Annotated in this window: 14 protein-coding genes; 1 reads left to right on the top strand and 13 read right to left on the bottom strand. The window is 45.8% G+C overall.

Going from position 1 to position 14189, the window contains the following annotated elements:
* Window positions 1-407: 407 nt before the first annotated feature.
* Window positions 408-569: a hypothetical protein gene (locus GCWU000325_RS12105; protein ID WP_169303803.1), complete on the bottom strand. Its 162-nt coding sequence runs from the start codon at window positions 567-569 to the stop codon at window positions 408-410.
* A gap of 206 nt (window positions 570-775) precedes the next feature.
* Here GCWU000325_RS12105 and GCWU000325_RS00145 point away from each other — a divergent pair, with 206 nt between their 5' ends.
* A complete protein-coding gene (locus GCWU000325_RS00145; protein ID WP_006253807.1) occupies window positions 776-2260 on the top strand; it encodes a tetratricopeptide repeat protein in 1485 nt (494 codons plus the stop codon).
* A 260-nt stretch (window positions 2261-2520) separates the two neighbouring features.
* On the opposite strand, the gene GCWU000325_RS10840 is transcribed toward GCWU000325_RS00145, so the two are convergent.
* From GCWU000325_RS10840 to GCWU000325_RS00095, 12 genes are all read right to left on the bottom strand, one after another.
* Window positions 2521-3570 carry a GNAT family N-acetyltransferase gene (locus tag GCWU000325_RS10840; RefSeq protein ID WP_006253805.1) on the bottom strand — a complete coding sequence of 350 codons (1050 nt, stop codon included), beginning with the start codon at window positions 3568-3570 and terminating at the stop codon, window positions 2521-2523.
* Complete coding sequence (locus GCWU000325_RS00140; protein ID WP_006253804.1) at window positions 3570-4511, bottom strand: DUF2156 domain-containing protein; 942 nt, start codon at window positions 4509-4511, stop codon at window positions 3570-3572. The genes GCWU000325_RS10840 and GCWU000325_RS00140 overlap by 1 nt, the downstream gene beginning before the upstream one ends.
* Window positions 4512-4543: 32 nt before the next feature.
* Window positions 4544-5176 carry a NigD1/NigD2 family lipoprotein gene (locus GCWU000325_RS00135; RefSeq protein ID WP_006253803.1) on the bottom strand — a complete coding sequence of 211 codons (633 nt, stop codon included), beginning with the start codon at window positions 5174-5176 and terminating at the stop codon, window positions 4544-4546.
* 11 nt (window positions 5177-5187) lie between these two features.
* Window positions 5188-6336, bottom strand: coding sequence for a 1-acyl-sn-glycerol-3-phosphate acyltransferase (locus GCWU000325_RS00130; protein WP_006253802.1), 1149 nt, complete (start codon window positions 6334-6336; stop codon window positions 5188-5190).
* A gap of 35 nt (window positions 6337-6371) precedes the next feature.
* Window positions 6372-7370 (bottom strand): D-alanine--D-alanine ligase, encoded by a 999-nt coding sequence (locus tag GCWU000325_RS00125; protein WP_040599021.1) that lies wholly within the window; start codon window positions 7368-7370, stop codon window positions 6372-6374.
* Between the two features lie 16 nt (window positions 7371-7386).
* Window positions 7387-8469 (bottom strand): RluA family pseudouridine synthase, encoded by a 1083-nt coding sequence (locus GCWU000325_RS00120; protein ID WP_006253800.1) that lies wholly within the window; start codon window positions 8467-8469, stop codon window positions 7387-7389.
* Window positions 8470-8471: 2 nt separating this feature from the next.
* On the bottom strand, window positions 8472-9122 hold the full coding sequence (locus GCWU000325_RS00115; RefSeq protein WP_006253799.1) for a PASTA domain-containing protein: 651 nt from the start codon (window positions 9120-9122) through the stop codon (window positions 8472-8474).
* 51 nt (window positions 9123-9173) lie between these two features.
* The gene (locus tag GCWU000325_RS11760; RefSeq protein WP_006253798.1) at window positions 9174-9335 is read right to left on the bottom strand and encodes a hypothetical protein; all 162 of its coding nucleotides are present in this window, start codon (window positions 9333-9335) and stop codon (window positions 9174-9176) included.
* A gap of 8 nt (window positions 9336-9343) precedes the next feature.
* Window positions 9344-9502: a 50S ribosomal protein L34 gene (rpmH, locus tag GCWU000325_RS00110; protein ID WP_040598681.1), complete on the bottom strand. Its 159-nt coding sequence runs from the start codon at window positions 9500-9502 to the stop codon at window positions 9344-9346.
* Between the two features lie 165 nt (window positions 9503-9667).
* Entirely contained in the window at window positions 9668-10759 is a 1092-nt protein-coding gene (gene trpS, locus GCWU000325_RS00105) for a tryptophan--tRNA ligase (protein WP_006253796.1), read from the bottom strand.
* A 433-nt stretch (window positions 10760-11192) separates the two neighbouring features.
* On the bottom strand, window positions 11193-12668 hold the full coding sequence (locus tag GCWU000325_RS00100; protein WP_006253794.1) for an NADH-quinone oxidoreductase subunit N: 1476 nt from the start codon (window positions 12666-12668) through the stop codon (window positions 11193-11195).
* Between the two features lie 18 nt (window positions 12669-12686).
* Entirely contained in the window at window positions 12687-14183 is a 1497-nt protein-coding gene (locus GCWU000325_RS00095) for a complex I subunit 4 family protein (RefSeq protein WP_006253793.1), read from the bottom strand.
* Window positions 14184-14189: the final 6 nt, after the last annotated feature.

Below are 14189 nucleotides of genomic sequence, written 5' to 3'. Positions count from 1 at the left end.
TAAGTAAGGCCAAAATATGCCTTTCTTGTCCGCCTTAGTTTGTTTTCCTTTGCCTCCTTTCGCCATCTGTTAGCCTTTGTCAAGCCTGAAGTGAATCAGAACCAATTATTTATTAACTAAGCTTACGGTCTGCCTTTTAGTCTGCACATTTTTGCGCACTTAGCTTGTGTTTTAGTTTCTCATTTTATTCGTTGCTATTGTTTGCCGGCAGCAAACTATCGTTTGTTCAGGCCATACTATCGTTTGCCGGCACCAAACTATGGTTTGCTCGGGCCAAACCATAGAGAGATAGGTGCAGCAAGTCTGCCAAACTTTTAGGGTGCTAATATTCAAAGAGACAAAATGGCGCAGATTTGAACGTGAACAAGATTTTCTGTTGACTACTAAATATAGACAGACTCTCACTGTCACTTACTAGTATCCTCCTTGAAGGCAATAATCCCTTCGAAGAATAATGCCGCTACAAAATAGCCAAAAGCGCAAAGCGTGTGTGCTCCAAAATAAAATGTTTCCTGCTCAAAAAGAAGCCCCATGTGCACACCGTGGCGAAAAAGAGCAACGAAGTCCAATCCTATGCCCTCAAATAACAATAAAAGGCCATATTTTTAGTTTACTTGTTAGTTGGGATTAAAAGATTTCGCTAATTTTGCCCTTAATCAGCTTGCTGTAGTCTGATGTTCCTTATAAAAGATGAAGCAATTGGCCGTCGCAGAACCTGCACTTTTGGCTTAGTTGATGAACATTGAAGAAAAAGAATAAAGAAAAATAATAGATTATGAAACAAAAACTGCTTTACAGTCTCGCTTTAGCTGCTATGCTTCTTTTTGGCGCAGGAGCTGCAAAGGCGCAAAACGACAAGGGCTATGAGGCTAAGCCTCTGACCGGAGAGAACGCTGCTATGGCGCAGCAGGTCATGGAACAACAGTTGGAACAGCCGGACAAGGCTTACGCTGTGTTCCTCAAGATGTTTAAGAAAATCAAGAACGACAAGGACGAACTCATCAACGTCGGCGATTTCTTCTTGAACAAACGCGTATTCCCTTTGGCAAAAAAGTGTGCAGACCAGTTGTATACCATAGCTCCGACTTACATTCCGGGCTTGATGTTTGAAGGCCGTGTAGCTTTGTTGCGTCATGATTATGGTAACGCAGGTATGCGCTTTGATGAAGTGCTACGCATTGACTCTACAAATATCTCCGCATTGAAGCAAAATGCACACGTTTACAAAAACGTGAACCCCGCTGTGGCAGTTGAAGCGCTCGAGCGTATACAAAAGATTGAGCCGGGCAACTATAGTGTGCAAAAAGAGTTGGGCGACATCAATTATAATTTGGACAAGTACAAGGCAGCTGTGAAGAACTACAAAGCATTCTTTGCTGCAGTGCCTCAAGATACAGACCATATTTATCAAGCAACGGTAGAAAACTACGTGAATAGCTTGTATTCGACGGCAGATTTCTTTAAGTTGGCTGATGTAAGTCGCCAGTATCAAACGATGTTCCCGAAGTCGATTGCATTGAAGCGTATGACATTCTTCGCAGACGTGAACAACGAAGATACAGAAAAGGCTAAAGAGTCTATCAAGTACTTGACGGAAAAAATGTTTCCGGATTCTTTCTACATCTACTTGGATTATGAGTATGCCGGCACATTCACTGCTGATCAGTTGAACGACATTCCTACGGCTATTTCTTACTACGAGCAGGCATTGTCTTTGGATCCGACAAAGGCTACCGGCTACAAAGACGTGGCAAACCTATATAGCAGAAATAAACAAGCAGAAAAAGCTATCGAACGCTTTTCTAAATATCTTTCTTTGGCAGGCGACAAGGTTGACTCTCGCGACAATCTTCGCTTGGGCGAGATTTATGCACGCGCCAGCCAAGATGAAACCATTGCTGCTGACAAACGCAATGAGTATTTTGATAAAGCCGTTTCGCTCTTCGAGCAATTTAATAGTGCAGAGACTGAACAGTATCAATCTTCTTTGATGCTTGCACGTATGTTTGCCGGCAAGGGAGATATCAAATCTGCGGAAGCAGGTAAGGCACGCACTTACTTCGAGGAAGTATTGAAGCGTTGCGGTACGGACGATGACGTGAAGTCAGTTCGCATTCAGGCTTTGAGCTACTTGGTATCTTACTTTATCCAAAACGATATGAATGCGGAAGCCCGTAAGGTGACAACTGAGCTGCTTTCTGTAGATCCTACGAACGACTTAGGTAAGAAAGCTTCCAGCTTCTTGAATAGCGTGAAGTAAAATACAATAATACGCCAATAAAAAGACCTCTCGAACCCTTTAGGTTTGAGAGGTCTTTCGCTTTAGGGTGCAACCTGCTGCGCTCCGTTTTGTCCTGTTTGTTCTCAGCGCGAGCTTTGGCGTGTCGCTTCTTGCTTGACGTCTTTGCCAAACGCAATGTAAGCATCGCTTTTCGATTGCTGTTTATAGCGGTTCCCGCCTTGTGCGCCAATCAGATAAACGAAATCCTGAAAAATATATGCTTTTTCGGGAATTCATCTTTATTCGTCAAGGAGGTTGCGGACTGAGATCTTGAGGTTAGGCCAGTAATTGGTTAAAAAATTGGCCGGAGATAGTGCGTTGGCAGTCATCGTCGGACTATGGAGAACTTGGTTGTTTGTGTATATCCACGTGCCGTTGTTTTCAGGGATGCTTAGATCGTCTTTGATCTGTGCTTCAAAAGAAGAAAACAACGTGGGCTGGTAGAAAAGTTGGACAAACTTCTGCATGTTTACGATGCGCATCATCAAATAGGGCTGAGCCTCTGGTTGTGTTGGCTGACAAGGGGCACGATCATAAATGATCGGCACATCGTAGTGCTCTGAAAGAAACTGAATCAATGCCCCTTTTGCACCAGGACGTTTAGCCAAGAAGTCGCGTAAGACGACTCGTCCGTCCGATTCTTTAACGGCGAGTGTGATGCCTGTAGGCTTGCCCTTACGCCGCGCCACTAAAGCCTGTCCACCCTCAAGTTGACAAGTGGCAATGGCGACTTGCCAATCAGAAAACGAAGATAGCAGCGCGTTATCTGTGCGCAGATCCAATTGTTGGTGCAAGACGAAGACGTCGGCATCGTAGGGGGCGATTGGGGAAATGGAGTAGGCGGGATAAGCATTGCCCGTAGGCAACCAAGACTCTTCTTTGCGATAAGAAATCGTAGCGTAAGCGCCGTGAGAAGGCTTCGTGTAGAAGCGGCGCAGGTCATCGCTGTCCGGAATTAGCAAACTAAAGACGGCTCCCTGCTCGTATAGACGTCGGTGGGCTTTATCTAAGAGTAGTTTTGCCAAACCTCTTCCACGAAAATCGGGATGGGTGCATAAGCCGGAGACATATCCTACGTTTACTGTTTGACCAAAGCAACGCAAACGATAGGGGAGTAGTTGCATTACGGCAGCCGGACGCTCATTTACATAATGGATCAGGTTGACCGAGGGGTTGTATTTCTCTCGAAAATAAAGGTCCAGAAATTCAGTGCTATCGTTAGGAAAGCAAGTTTGCCACAAGGCCCTCGAATCTTCTAATTCGCGCTGACGCATTTCTTCTGTTGTCATCACTCAGTCGGTTCGGTGGTCGGCGTATTATTTTGTTCACCCAACGGATGCTTCAGCATAATGGTAAATTTATGCAAGAGCAGTTCGGGCTTATAGGATTCCTTCGCGCGGCGCAAGCCCGGAATGCCTAAATCTTCCTCTCGATTGATGTGTATATATTGTTCCGGCAGACTACGAACGAAGTCGCGATTGATGACGGCATAAATTCCTTCGTAATTATAGTTGGCTTTTTCCACGCAAACGTCGAAGGTATCATAATTTACCGGACCGCCGTAAGTGAAGGCCGCGATCTTTCCGTTTATACGAATGACACCGCCTTGGCAGCCCAGTTCCTCCCAATGTGAGAACGCATATTCAATGCTTTGTTTTTCAACATCAGGGCTTAGGCGACCATCTTCGTCTTCTTTATGCGCTTGCCAAAGTTCGCGCAGACGTAGACATTCGGGAATAAGTTCCTGCGTGAGTGGCAGGAATTCGTAATCGGGGTAAAGCTTTTGAAACTTATTGGCGTGATTGCGCTTTTGTTGGAGTTTTTTTCCAGCCAATGTCGCTAATGCTTCCCGATTGTAGATGTAGTCAGTATAGCTGCGATCGGCTGTAGCAAAGAAATAGTTGGGTAGGGCATCGTTCATATAATTGAGTGAATACTCTGTTACGCCCAGCATCAAGAATGGATGTCCTAATTCTGTGGCATCGGCAATCATATCGCGGATTACTTTTGCCCAATCTCCCTTGCCTGTCGGTGCTAAATATGCATTATGACCTTCGGTTTTAAAACGGAAGAGCAGCCAACCTTCGTGGATAGCTACTTCTGTATCGTAATAGAAACGCCAACTCATAAGGTTGACAAAATTGAGGTCGCAATTACGACATTCGGAGTGGTATACTATTTCGCGTATGGCTTCACGATCAGCCATTGTAATAGGATGAAAAGCGATCATAATGTCTCTCTGAATGGTTCTGTGTCTTGTGTTTAGTAAACAAACTTCTTTATTATTAAGCCTTGTCTAGTCTGAATTTTAATGGCGATGGAATCTCCCTTTTGGATATTGCACTGACGCAAGGGGCAAGAGAGATAAACTTCACGCGTATAATATTCCGGATCTCCATTCTGGGAATGATAGAGGGTTATGTATCGCGTTCGTTCGCGAAGGCCTTGGTCTACAAAGCCCCAATAATGTGCGGCCTGTGGCTCGCCGGAAAGAATATTTAATCGTAGGTTGATATAGTCTCCCCCTCTCCAAATAGATTGGAGTGTGATTGGGTCCATCTTGATTTTTTCAGCCTGCAACTTGATGGGGTGTGGGGCCAAAATTGGCGCTATTTGCTTTAGCATGGCTTTTTCTTCCGCTAATGTGATGAAAAAAACACGTGCTCGCAACAGGGTGTCTCGGTAGTTGACTTTGTATGTATGAGGTAGTCGGAACGTTGTACGATCATCGGTCGTAAAACTTTCTATTTTGCCAGTAGGATCTACTTCGACTTCGGCTAAATCAATACGATAATTGGGCGCGTAGCCTTCTTCTTTTGTACAACTTGCACAAAAATACAAACAAGAGAGGGTAGCAATCGCACTTATATATAATGTATGACGAGCCTGCAGCATTTGTTGTTAATTTAGGAGACAGCTAACTGATTCTTGGCCGGATTAGCATACATTTCCAGAAGACGTTCGCGCAAGAAAGCTTCATCTTTATTAGGCAAATCTATCTTGTCGATTTGTTGTCGTAGGTATTGCTCAAATTGAGCTTTATCCTCTCCTGAATAATGAGAAATGTAATCTTTCCCATTATTAAGTAAGTCAAGTGCCACGAAATTGTTCGGATAAAGGCGATAGTTACGATAGATTTCTTCATCCAAGCGTCGAGCCGTTGCAGCAAAGAATTCTGCATTCGAAAGGCCTTCCCGTGTCGCAATCCAATCATCTATGCATGGCGCACAAGCGTAGTGCACACGACCTTTGTAACCAAAGAGACCCGTCTGCATATTGATAAGATCATCAGCACGCGTCTTTTTATATGCTGGATTGTCCCGCTTCATTTGAAACTCCTTCGCTTTTAAGAAGTCGCAAGGATCAAATTCGTAGCTTATGGACAAAGGAACGATGTGCATAGCCATTAAACGTTCGGTTGCCGTACCTTCTCCTCCCATTGCAATCATCTTTAATACGGCTTCTTGCGTGCGGTCATTACCATCCTTAGCCCGTCCTTCGCGTTGAGCGATCCAGATAGGATTTTTCTTCTGCGTAATCACGAAATGCATATATCGACTCATAAGTTTGCTGGCCGCGAGCATTTCGCGCAAGCTCAAAGAGCGCTGCACAATAAAAGCCTTATTCAAGCGGACGAGATGTTTAATCCAAGGGTAAACAAGCAGATTATCTCCAATCGCAATTTCTACAGTCTGTGGAAACTCTGCGTCAATCAGCAGAATGTCCAACAGAGCAGAATCTAAGATAATATCCCGATGATTGGAGATATAAGTATAAGGTAACCCCTTGTTTGTTAGCGCAGAGATGTCTAAAGTTAACCCATTGCCGGTCTTTTGTATCAGTTGCGTGACTAAGCCGTGGATAAATTTCTTTTGGAATTCCAAGATGCTTGTATAGCTACTTAATTGTTTTTCCAAGAGTGGTAAAGACTGATTGGGGAAAAGGCTTTGCAACACACCTCTAAAGGCCTCATCAGCAAATAAGGACTTAATTGTCGCACCTAAATCGCGATCTTCATAAGCACGTATCGCGTCAAATTCGGCAGGAGTAAACATAGGATAGGAATAGTTTATAAAGGAAACAATCTGGTTTAAGCGTCAAAGCGTCCCTCAATGATATCTGAAAGAACTTCGGCGATCTCCAAACCAGCGGCACGCACCTGTTGAGGTATGAAGCTTGTTGTGGTCATACCGGGGGTTGTGTTGATTTCTAAAAGATTGATCTCCTCTTGCCCTTTCTTTCCGGAGAGGATATAGTCTATTCGTATGATGCCATAACAATTGAGTAAGCCGTAGATAGATTTTGTCATCGCGCTTACGCGTTCTGCCGTTGCCTCAGCCAAGCGAGCGGGTGTTATCTCATCTACTTTCCCATTGTATTTAGCATCGTAATCAAAGAATTCTTCTTCTGTTACAACTTCCGTAATGGGGAATGTAATAATCTCGTTGCCCTTTTTGTAAGCACCACAAGTAATTTCCGTCCCGACGATCATTTTTTCGATCATTACTTCATCGCTTTCCAGCAATGCCTTCTCAATTGCCGGTCTAACAGCATCAATCGTTTTCACTTTCGTTACGCCGAAGCTACTTCCGCCAGCGTTTGGTTTAACGAAGCAAGGCAAGCCTAAACGTTCTACGATGTATGCATCATTCGGCTCTGTTTCTCCTTTGCGTACTAAGATAGCATCTGCAATATTCAAGGCCTTATCCGCCGCAGAGCGCAAGAACGTATTAAGTGCGTATTTATTAAATGTAAGTGCCTCAACCAAGACGTCACTCGTTGAGTAGGGAATTCCGATCAAATCGAAGTAGCCCTGCAAGATGCCGTTCTCACCCGGCGTTCCGTGGATCGTAATATAAGCAAAGTCAAATGCGTGTTTACCATCCGTTGCCGTAAAGGTGAAGTCGTTGCGGTCTATCGGGCAATCCTCTTGTCCATAATGAGCCGTCCAGTTATTGCCTTTGATTTCTACAATATAGACATCATACTTTTGGGAATCCATAAAGGATAAAATCCCTGCCGCACTGCGCAGCGAAACATCGTGTTCAGAAGAATCACCTCCTGCAACGATTGCTATCATCTTTTTCATTGTGTCTTCTATCATTTTATAATTTCACGTTTAGTCCGGAAACGTACGTTTCCCATTTCTCAATCAAGCCATTGAAGTCTTGCGGAGGGAGTACAGAGAAGTCCATCTCCTCGCCCGTTGTCGGGTGTTTAAATCCTAAAGTGCGGGCGTGCAAGGCTTGACGTGGGCATATTTCGAAGCAGTTTCGGATAAAACTATTGTAGGCGCCACTTGTAGTGCCTCTCAACACTTTATCTCCGCCATAGCGCGCGTCATTAAACAACGGATGTCCGATGTGGCGCATATGTGTACGTATTTGGTGCGTTCTTCCCGTTTCCAATTGACACTCGATGAGCGTGACATACCCAAAGCGTTTCAATACTTTATAGTGTGTAACCGCAGGTTTGCCAATGCCGCTGTCGGGCGCAAAGACCGCCATCTGCAATCGGTCGTGCGGATCGCGCGCTATGTTGCCTTCTATGCGGCCTTCATCTGTTTTTACATTGCCCCACACCAGCGCCTCATAGCGTCGGCGCGTTGTTTTATTGAAGAATTGTACGCCCAATTTGCTTTTCGCGTCCGGCGTCTTCGCGATCACCAGTAAGCCGCTCGTATCTTTGTCGATTCGATGTACCAGCCCCACTCCGGGATCATTTGGATCATAATCCGCCACATCCTTCAAATGATAAGCCAAGGCATTGACCAGCGTACCCGTATAGTTTCCGAAGCCCGGATGAACAACCAAGCCGGCCGACTTATTTACAACAATCAGCGCCTCGTCTTCATAAACAATATCAAGAGGAATGTTTTCCGGCTCTATCAGATTCTCATAGCGCGGACGATCGAGTAGAAGCGTTACGACATCGTGAGGTTTAACGCGATAATTGCTCTTTTCCGGCCGCCCATTGATGTGGATGAAGCCGGCCTTAGCCGCCTGCTGTATTCTATTGCGCGACGTATCGGGCAGATGAGCCATCAGAAACTTATCTACACGAAGCAATTGTTGGCCCTTGTCGGCTACGACGCGAAAATGTTCATACAATCCGCCGCCATCTTCCTCATCTACGTCGTCGACTACAATGTTTTTTTCGATTAAATCGTCTTTATCGTCCTTCTTCATGCTTATTCTATCCCCTCGTCAATCACAGACTCGTCAGTTTCCTCTTGCGGTCCGTTGAGGAAATAGTCTAAACTATCATTGCCATTGTATTCTTCCGTTCCGCTACCGTTACCTACAACGAGTGTGATCGGAATATCGACACTGATGCGTTGACCGGTAATCGCATTCTTTCCGTTTACCTCGATGCCATAAACCCAATCTCTATCGCCAACGATCAGTTTTGGCGGTGTGAGTTTGAATCCCAGCGCCTTTAAGCGCGCTTCCGCTTCTCGGCGTGAGCAGTTGTCGACCACGTCCGGCAAGGCTATGGCGATGGCGTGCGCAGCGTTAATGGTCAACATTACAACGCGCCCCGACTTAATGCTTGCGCCCGGCAAGATGGACTGACTTAATATGACGTTGGGTGGAAGTGTGCGCACGAAGCCCGTGTCGACGACTTCTGCCGTTAAGCCCATCTCCTTTAAAGTCTGCTTTGCCACTTCAAAAGATTTGCCGTGCAAATTCGGCATCTTAATTTCTTCCCCGTGATGGGTATAAAGTCTTAACCCATAAAATGCGCCTCCCACGAGTAAAAACGTCAGTAGGAGCATCCCTAAGCAATTGCCTAATAGCAATCCGTACTTATTTTTCTGTGGTGCCTTAAACGGTTCCATACTTGTGGCAAAAATACAAAAACAAGCCCTATAAGCCAAGTTTGCAAAGGCTTATTTGGTGTCATCCATCGCTGCTTCATCATCATTCTTTTCTGACCTGTGCAGCAGGCCTGTTGCAGAAAGCGCCTCACGAGTTGATTTCGCATTCACTTTACGCGTAGAAATAAAAAAAACGAGAAAGAAATTACTCTCCTCCTCGTTATTCTTCTTCACGTAGTATCTTAGCGCTTGCCGTGAACTTCATCAGAAACGGACAATTTCTTGCGACCGCGAGCACGACGTGCAGCTAAGACGCGACGACCGTTCTTTGTTTCCATTCTATGGCGGAAACCGTGCTTATTATTCCGCTTTCTGTTGTGCGGTTGAAATGTTCTTTTCATTGCTATTGTTTGTTTTTATTATTTTCCGTTTGCCGTTTCAAAGCGCAAAATTAGAGATTATCTGCGGCATAGCAAAGCATTAGCGCCGGAATTTAGGCGTGTAGCTAAAATTTTCTGCACTTAGTGCCCTTTTTGTCCCTTTGCGAGGTAGCTGTGTCGCTCAGTTTATTGCGCAGCAAAGCGTTTTGACTGCTCTTCTATCAATGCGGCGTCATCAAAATAATTTATTTTCATCGCGCGGCGCACTTCGTCCAGCGTCTCTGCGGCTACGGCGCGCGCTGCTTCGCAGCCGGCTTTGAGCATATCGTAAACGCCGGCGATGTCTTGCTCGTATTCTTTGCGACGGGCGCGGATTGGAGCCAGTTCGGCATTCAATATGTTAAGCAAGAACTTTTTTACTTTCATATCACCCAAGCCTCCGCGTTGGTAGTGGTCTTTTACGTCTTGTAAACAACCATAGTCGGGCCAAAATTCTGCGAAATGCTCCTGACGACAAAAGGCATCGAGATAGGTAAACACTGTATTTCCTTCCAAATGGCCCGGATCTTCGACGTGGACGTGCAAAGGATCTGTGTACATACTCATTACTTTTTGCTTGAGTTCCTTTTCTGTCTCAGAGAGGTAGATGCAATTGTTTAAGCTTTTGCTCATTTTCGCCTTCCCATCAGTGCCGGGTAGGCGCAAGCAAGCTGCGTTGTCGGGTAGCAAGATCTTAGGCTCGACCAGCGTATCGCCATAAATGTGATTAAAACGGCGCACGATTTCTACAGCCTGCTCGATCATCGGCGATTGATCTTCGCCTACGGGTATTGTTGTAGCCTTAAAAGCCGTAATATCGGCTGCTTGGCTGATCGGGTACGTAAAGAATCCGACGGGGATGCTTGAGCCGAAGCCGCGCATAGCCAGTTCGGTCTTCACCGTGGGGTTACGCTGCAAGCGTGCCACGCTGACAAGGTCGAGGAAATAAAAAGTCAGTTCGGTCAACTCCGGAATCTGACTTTGAATGAACATCGTCACTTTAGACGGATCAAGTCCTATGGAGAGATAGTCGAGCGCTACTTCGACTACGTTCTGTCTCACTTTCTCCGGATTGTCAACATTGTCGGTAAGCGCTTGAGCATCGGCAATGAAAACAAACATCTGTTTGTAGTCGCCCGATTCTTGTATTTCGACACGCCGACGGAGCGAGCCTACATAATGGCCAATGTGCAATCGGCCCGTAGGACGGTCGCCGGTGAGGATGATTTTTGATGACATAGTCGTAGTTGCTATTAAACAGTCGTGCAAAGTTAGCAATAACGTAATTAGTAACAAAAGAAAGCCCCTCGCGTTTCGTCATCAAGGATTTATTCGCACTGCTCAACAGCTTAAAAACGCCAACTGAAAACGGCATATTTGTAGACAATTCTTCGCAGCGGGGTAGTTTATCATCACGATAAAAAAGGTTTACGCTCGTGAGGGGAGACCTTTGCGCTCGTGAGAACAAACCTTTATCATCGTGAGCGCAAACTCAGCCGTTGACTTTTTCTGCTGCTGATGCCAGATGCTCGCTTGTTATTTATCGGGCTGTGTGATAGCTGAACCTAACTTTTGTTGTAACAAAGGGCTATATACGAAGATAGCGGCCATAGCTGATGGACTTGCTTCAGACTATGGCCGCTATCGTTATAGATAGGCTTGTCGGAGAGTATTACATACCGTAGCCGAGTGTAGCGATATAATCGTAAATCATGCTAACTAAGCCCAAGAGGACGACACCCAGCGTACAGATAGTGAGTGCTGCGCGTGAGTAGTTGTCGCTCCGGAAAGAAGCAATGGGATGTTCATTCTTACGAATGTACATGGCCTTAACAATCAACAGATAGTAGTAGAGTGAAAGTACGGTGTTGACCAATGCGATCAAAACTAACCATTGATAGCCCGCCTTGAAGGCCGCCATAAATATGAAGAACTTAGAGAAGAATCCGGCAAAGGGCGGGATTCCCGCTAAGGAGAAGAGGCAAAGCGTCATGATGAAACTCAAATGCGGGTTGGTCTCATACAAACCATCGTAGTCGTCGATGCGAATCTTGCCGCTCTTCTGCTCAATCACGTTGATAACGGTAAATGCGCCTAAGTTGGCCGCCATATAAACAAGGAGATAGAAGACCAAAGAGGTCATTCCTTCTTCCGTTCCACCCATTACGCCCAACACAAGATAACCTGCTTGCGAAATAGCGCTGAAGGCCATAAAACGTTTGAGGTTTTGCTGCTGGATGGCAAAGAGATTGGCTATCGTAATGGAGGCAATGATGATCCAAAAGAGGGCGGTGTTCCATTCTTCTGAGAAGCCTTCGCCTGCAAATGCCTTAATCAAGACAGTGAACAAAACGAAAGCGGCTGAGCCTTTGGAGATAACGCTCAAGTAACCCGTAACTACCGTGGGCGCGCCTTGATAGGTGTCGGCCGTCCACAGATGGAAGGGTACTAAAGAGATTTTGAAACCCATACCGGATAGGAACAGCAGCAGGCCAATCGTACTCAAAAGGGTATGATCGGCGGCAAAGCGGTCGTGAATCTCCGAGAAATAGAGTGAGCCGGTAGCACCGTAGATGAAAGAAACGCCATATAATAAGAGGGCACTGGAGAAAAGGGCTAAGAGAATAAACTTAGCGCCCGCTTCTGCACTTTCGTAGCGATATTTATCATAGGCGATCAAAGCTGCCATGGGGACAGAGGCCATTTCAAGTCCGATGAAGAACATAATAAAGTGGCCGGCAGAGATCATAAAGTACATACCCAGCAGGGTGAAAAGCGTTACGATATAGAACTCTCCTTGCTTTACGATGTTGGCAGTTTGACGCATATAGCCGTTGGCCATAAGGAAGGTAATCAATGTACCAATGCTCAAGATGGATTTCATAATGGTCATCATCGGCGTATGAACATACATTCCGCCAAAAGCCTCGGTAGCGGGCGTACATCCCATACAAGTGGGCAGGAAGTTTGATGCCACTTGGAAGATCATCAACACAATGGCGATATTGCCTATCTTATTGCCGTGGAGAATACCTTCTTCGGTCGGCGTTTTATCTTTGCAAATAAAGAGATCGGCCACAAAGAGCAGCAGAATTACAGCCATAAGGCTGAGTTCTTCAGGCATATTCAAAAATTGAGAATAATCCATTTCTTTTTATTTTGAAGTTTAGGCTACTGCGGCCAAAATGTGATTTACAATCGGGGAAACTCCGCCATTGATCATATCGCTTACCCAACCCGGAGCCATACCTAACGCTGCAATAGCTGCAATAAGGCAGATGACGGCAAAGCGCTCGATGGGATTTGCGTCACTCAGTTTGAGATGTTCCGGATTCTTGCAAACACCATAAAGGATCTTGCCGACAAGTCGTAAGATGTAGACTGCCGTGATCACAATACTGGTGCAGGCTGCAATGGTCAAAACGCGGTGGAAGATGTCGGCATTATTGAAAGATCCAACGAAGATGGTCATTTCTGCCACGAATCCGCTAAAACCGGGTAGACCTAAGTTGGCCAAACCGGCAACAACGTAGCAAACAGCCAAGAATGGCATAATGCGCATCAACCCATTCATTTCTCGAATATCACGCGTATGCGTTCTACCATAGATCATACCAATCAAAGCAAAGAAGAGAGCCGTGGTAAGTCCGTGGGAGAGCATTTGCAAGACAGCACCGGTCACCGCAACTTGGTCCATCATTAGCAGGCCAAAGAGTACGAGGCCGCAGTGGGAAACTGAAGAATAGGCATTGATGTATTTCAAATCTGTCTGTACGCAAGCTGAGAATGCGCCATAGACAACGGAGATGCCGGTTAAGACTAAGAAAATCCAGCCTAACTCGTGTGAGGCTTCGGGCATCAGATACATTGCGATGCGGAAGCAACCATAGCCTCCCAGCTTCATTAACACGCCGGCGTGAAGCATAGAAACAGCCGTCGGGGCTGAGGCATGACCATCAGGAGACCAAGTGTGGAAGGGGAAAAGTGCGCCTAAGACACCGAAACCAACGAAGGTGAGCGGGAACCATACGTATTGCTGCGCCAAAGGAATGGCATGGGCGCCGCCGGTGTGGTTCGCGATTTCCGTAATGTTCATCGTCTCTCCGCCTGCTCCGAAGAAAATGCCGAAGATACCGCACATCAGGAAGGCAGAACCGCCCATCAACATTAGCGTTAGCTTCATTGCTGCATATTCTTTCGGACCTGTTCCCCAAACTCCAATAAGGAGATACATCGGAATCAATGCAATCTCATAGAACATAAACATGGCGAACATGTCGACCGTAATGAAGAATCCAAATACGCCAATGCTTAAGAGGGTAAACCAGAGGAAATATTCTTTGTTCATATCCCAGGAAACAAAAGCTCCGGTGAAAACAATCACAGCTGAGAGCAGAAGCATCGCAACTGAAATGCCGTCAACGCCAACGGAGTATTTAATATGGAGGGATGTGAACCAATCTACAGAAGCTGTGAAGAGCATTTGCGCATCAGCTCCTGCTGCACGTTCTTTTAAAAACAAGATGGTTGTCAAAGCGGCTAAAGCGAGCAGTAAACTGCTGCCGACTACCATCACTGTACGAATGGCCTTTTGCCCCTTTGATAACCATAACGCTGGTAACATCAAAAGCGGAATCAGTACAAATAACGATAAAAAGTTCATATTCGT

The organism is Alloprevotella tannerae ATCC 51259, assembly GCF_000159995.1.
GTDB lineage: Bacteria > Bacteroidota > Bacteroidia > Bacteroidales > Bacteroidaceae > Alloprevotella > Alloprevotella tannerae.
The sequence above is the reverse complement of the archived record's forward strand: the minus strand, read 5'-3'. Positions and strand labels throughout refer to the sequence as shown.

Bases quoted from the DNA above. Each gene is read 5' to 3' on its own strand.
- GCWU000325_RS00125 (WP_040599021.1), bottom strand. From the start codon at position 7,370: ATGAAAAAGATGATAGCAATCGTTGCAGGAGGTGATTCTTCTGAACAC.
- GCWU000325_RS00120 (WP_006253800.1), bottom strand. From the start codon at position 8,469: ATGAAGAAGGACGATAAAGACGATTTAATCGAAAAAAACATTGTAGTC.
- GCWU000325_RS10840 (WP_006253805.1), bottom strand. From the start codon at position 3,570: ATGACAACAGAAGAAATGCGTCAGCGCGAATTAGAAGATTCGAGGGCC.
- GCWU000325_RS00095 (WP_006253793.1), bottom strand. From the start codon at position 14,183: ATGAACTTTTTATCGTTATTTGTACTGATTCCGCTTTTGATGTTACCA.
- GCWU000325_RS00145 (WP_006253807.1), top strand. From the start codon at position 776: ATGAAACAAAAACTGCTTTACAGTCTCGCTTTAGCTGCTATGCTTCTT.
- GCWU000325_RS00100 (WP_006253794.1), bottom strand. From the start codon at position 12,668: ATGGATTATTCTCAATTTTTGAATATGCCTGAAGAACTCAGCCTTATG.
- GCWU000325_RS00135 (WP_006253803.1), bottom strand. From the start codon at position 5,176: ATGCTGCAGGCTCGTCATACATTATATATAAGTGCGATTGCTACCCTC.
- GCWU000325_RS00130 (WP_006253802.1), bottom strand. From the start codon at position 6,336: ATGTTTACTCCTGCCGAATTTGACGCGATACGTGCTTATGAAGATCGC.
- GCWU000325_RS00115 (WP_006253799.1), bottom strand. From the start codon at position 9,122: ATGGAACCGTTTAAGGCACCACAGAAAAATAAGTACGGATTGCTATTA.
- rpmH (WP_040598681.1), bottom strand. From the start codon at position 9,502: ATGAAAAGAACATTTCAACCGCACAACAGAAAGCGGAATAATAAGCAC.
- GCWU000325_RS00140 (WP_006253804.1), bottom strand. From the start codon at position 4,511: ATGATCGCTTTTCATCCTATTACAATGGCTGATCGTGAAGCCATACGC.
- trpS (WP_006253796.1), bottom strand. From the start codon at position 10,759: ATGTCATCAAAAATCATCCTCACCGGCGACCGTCCTACGGGCCGATTG.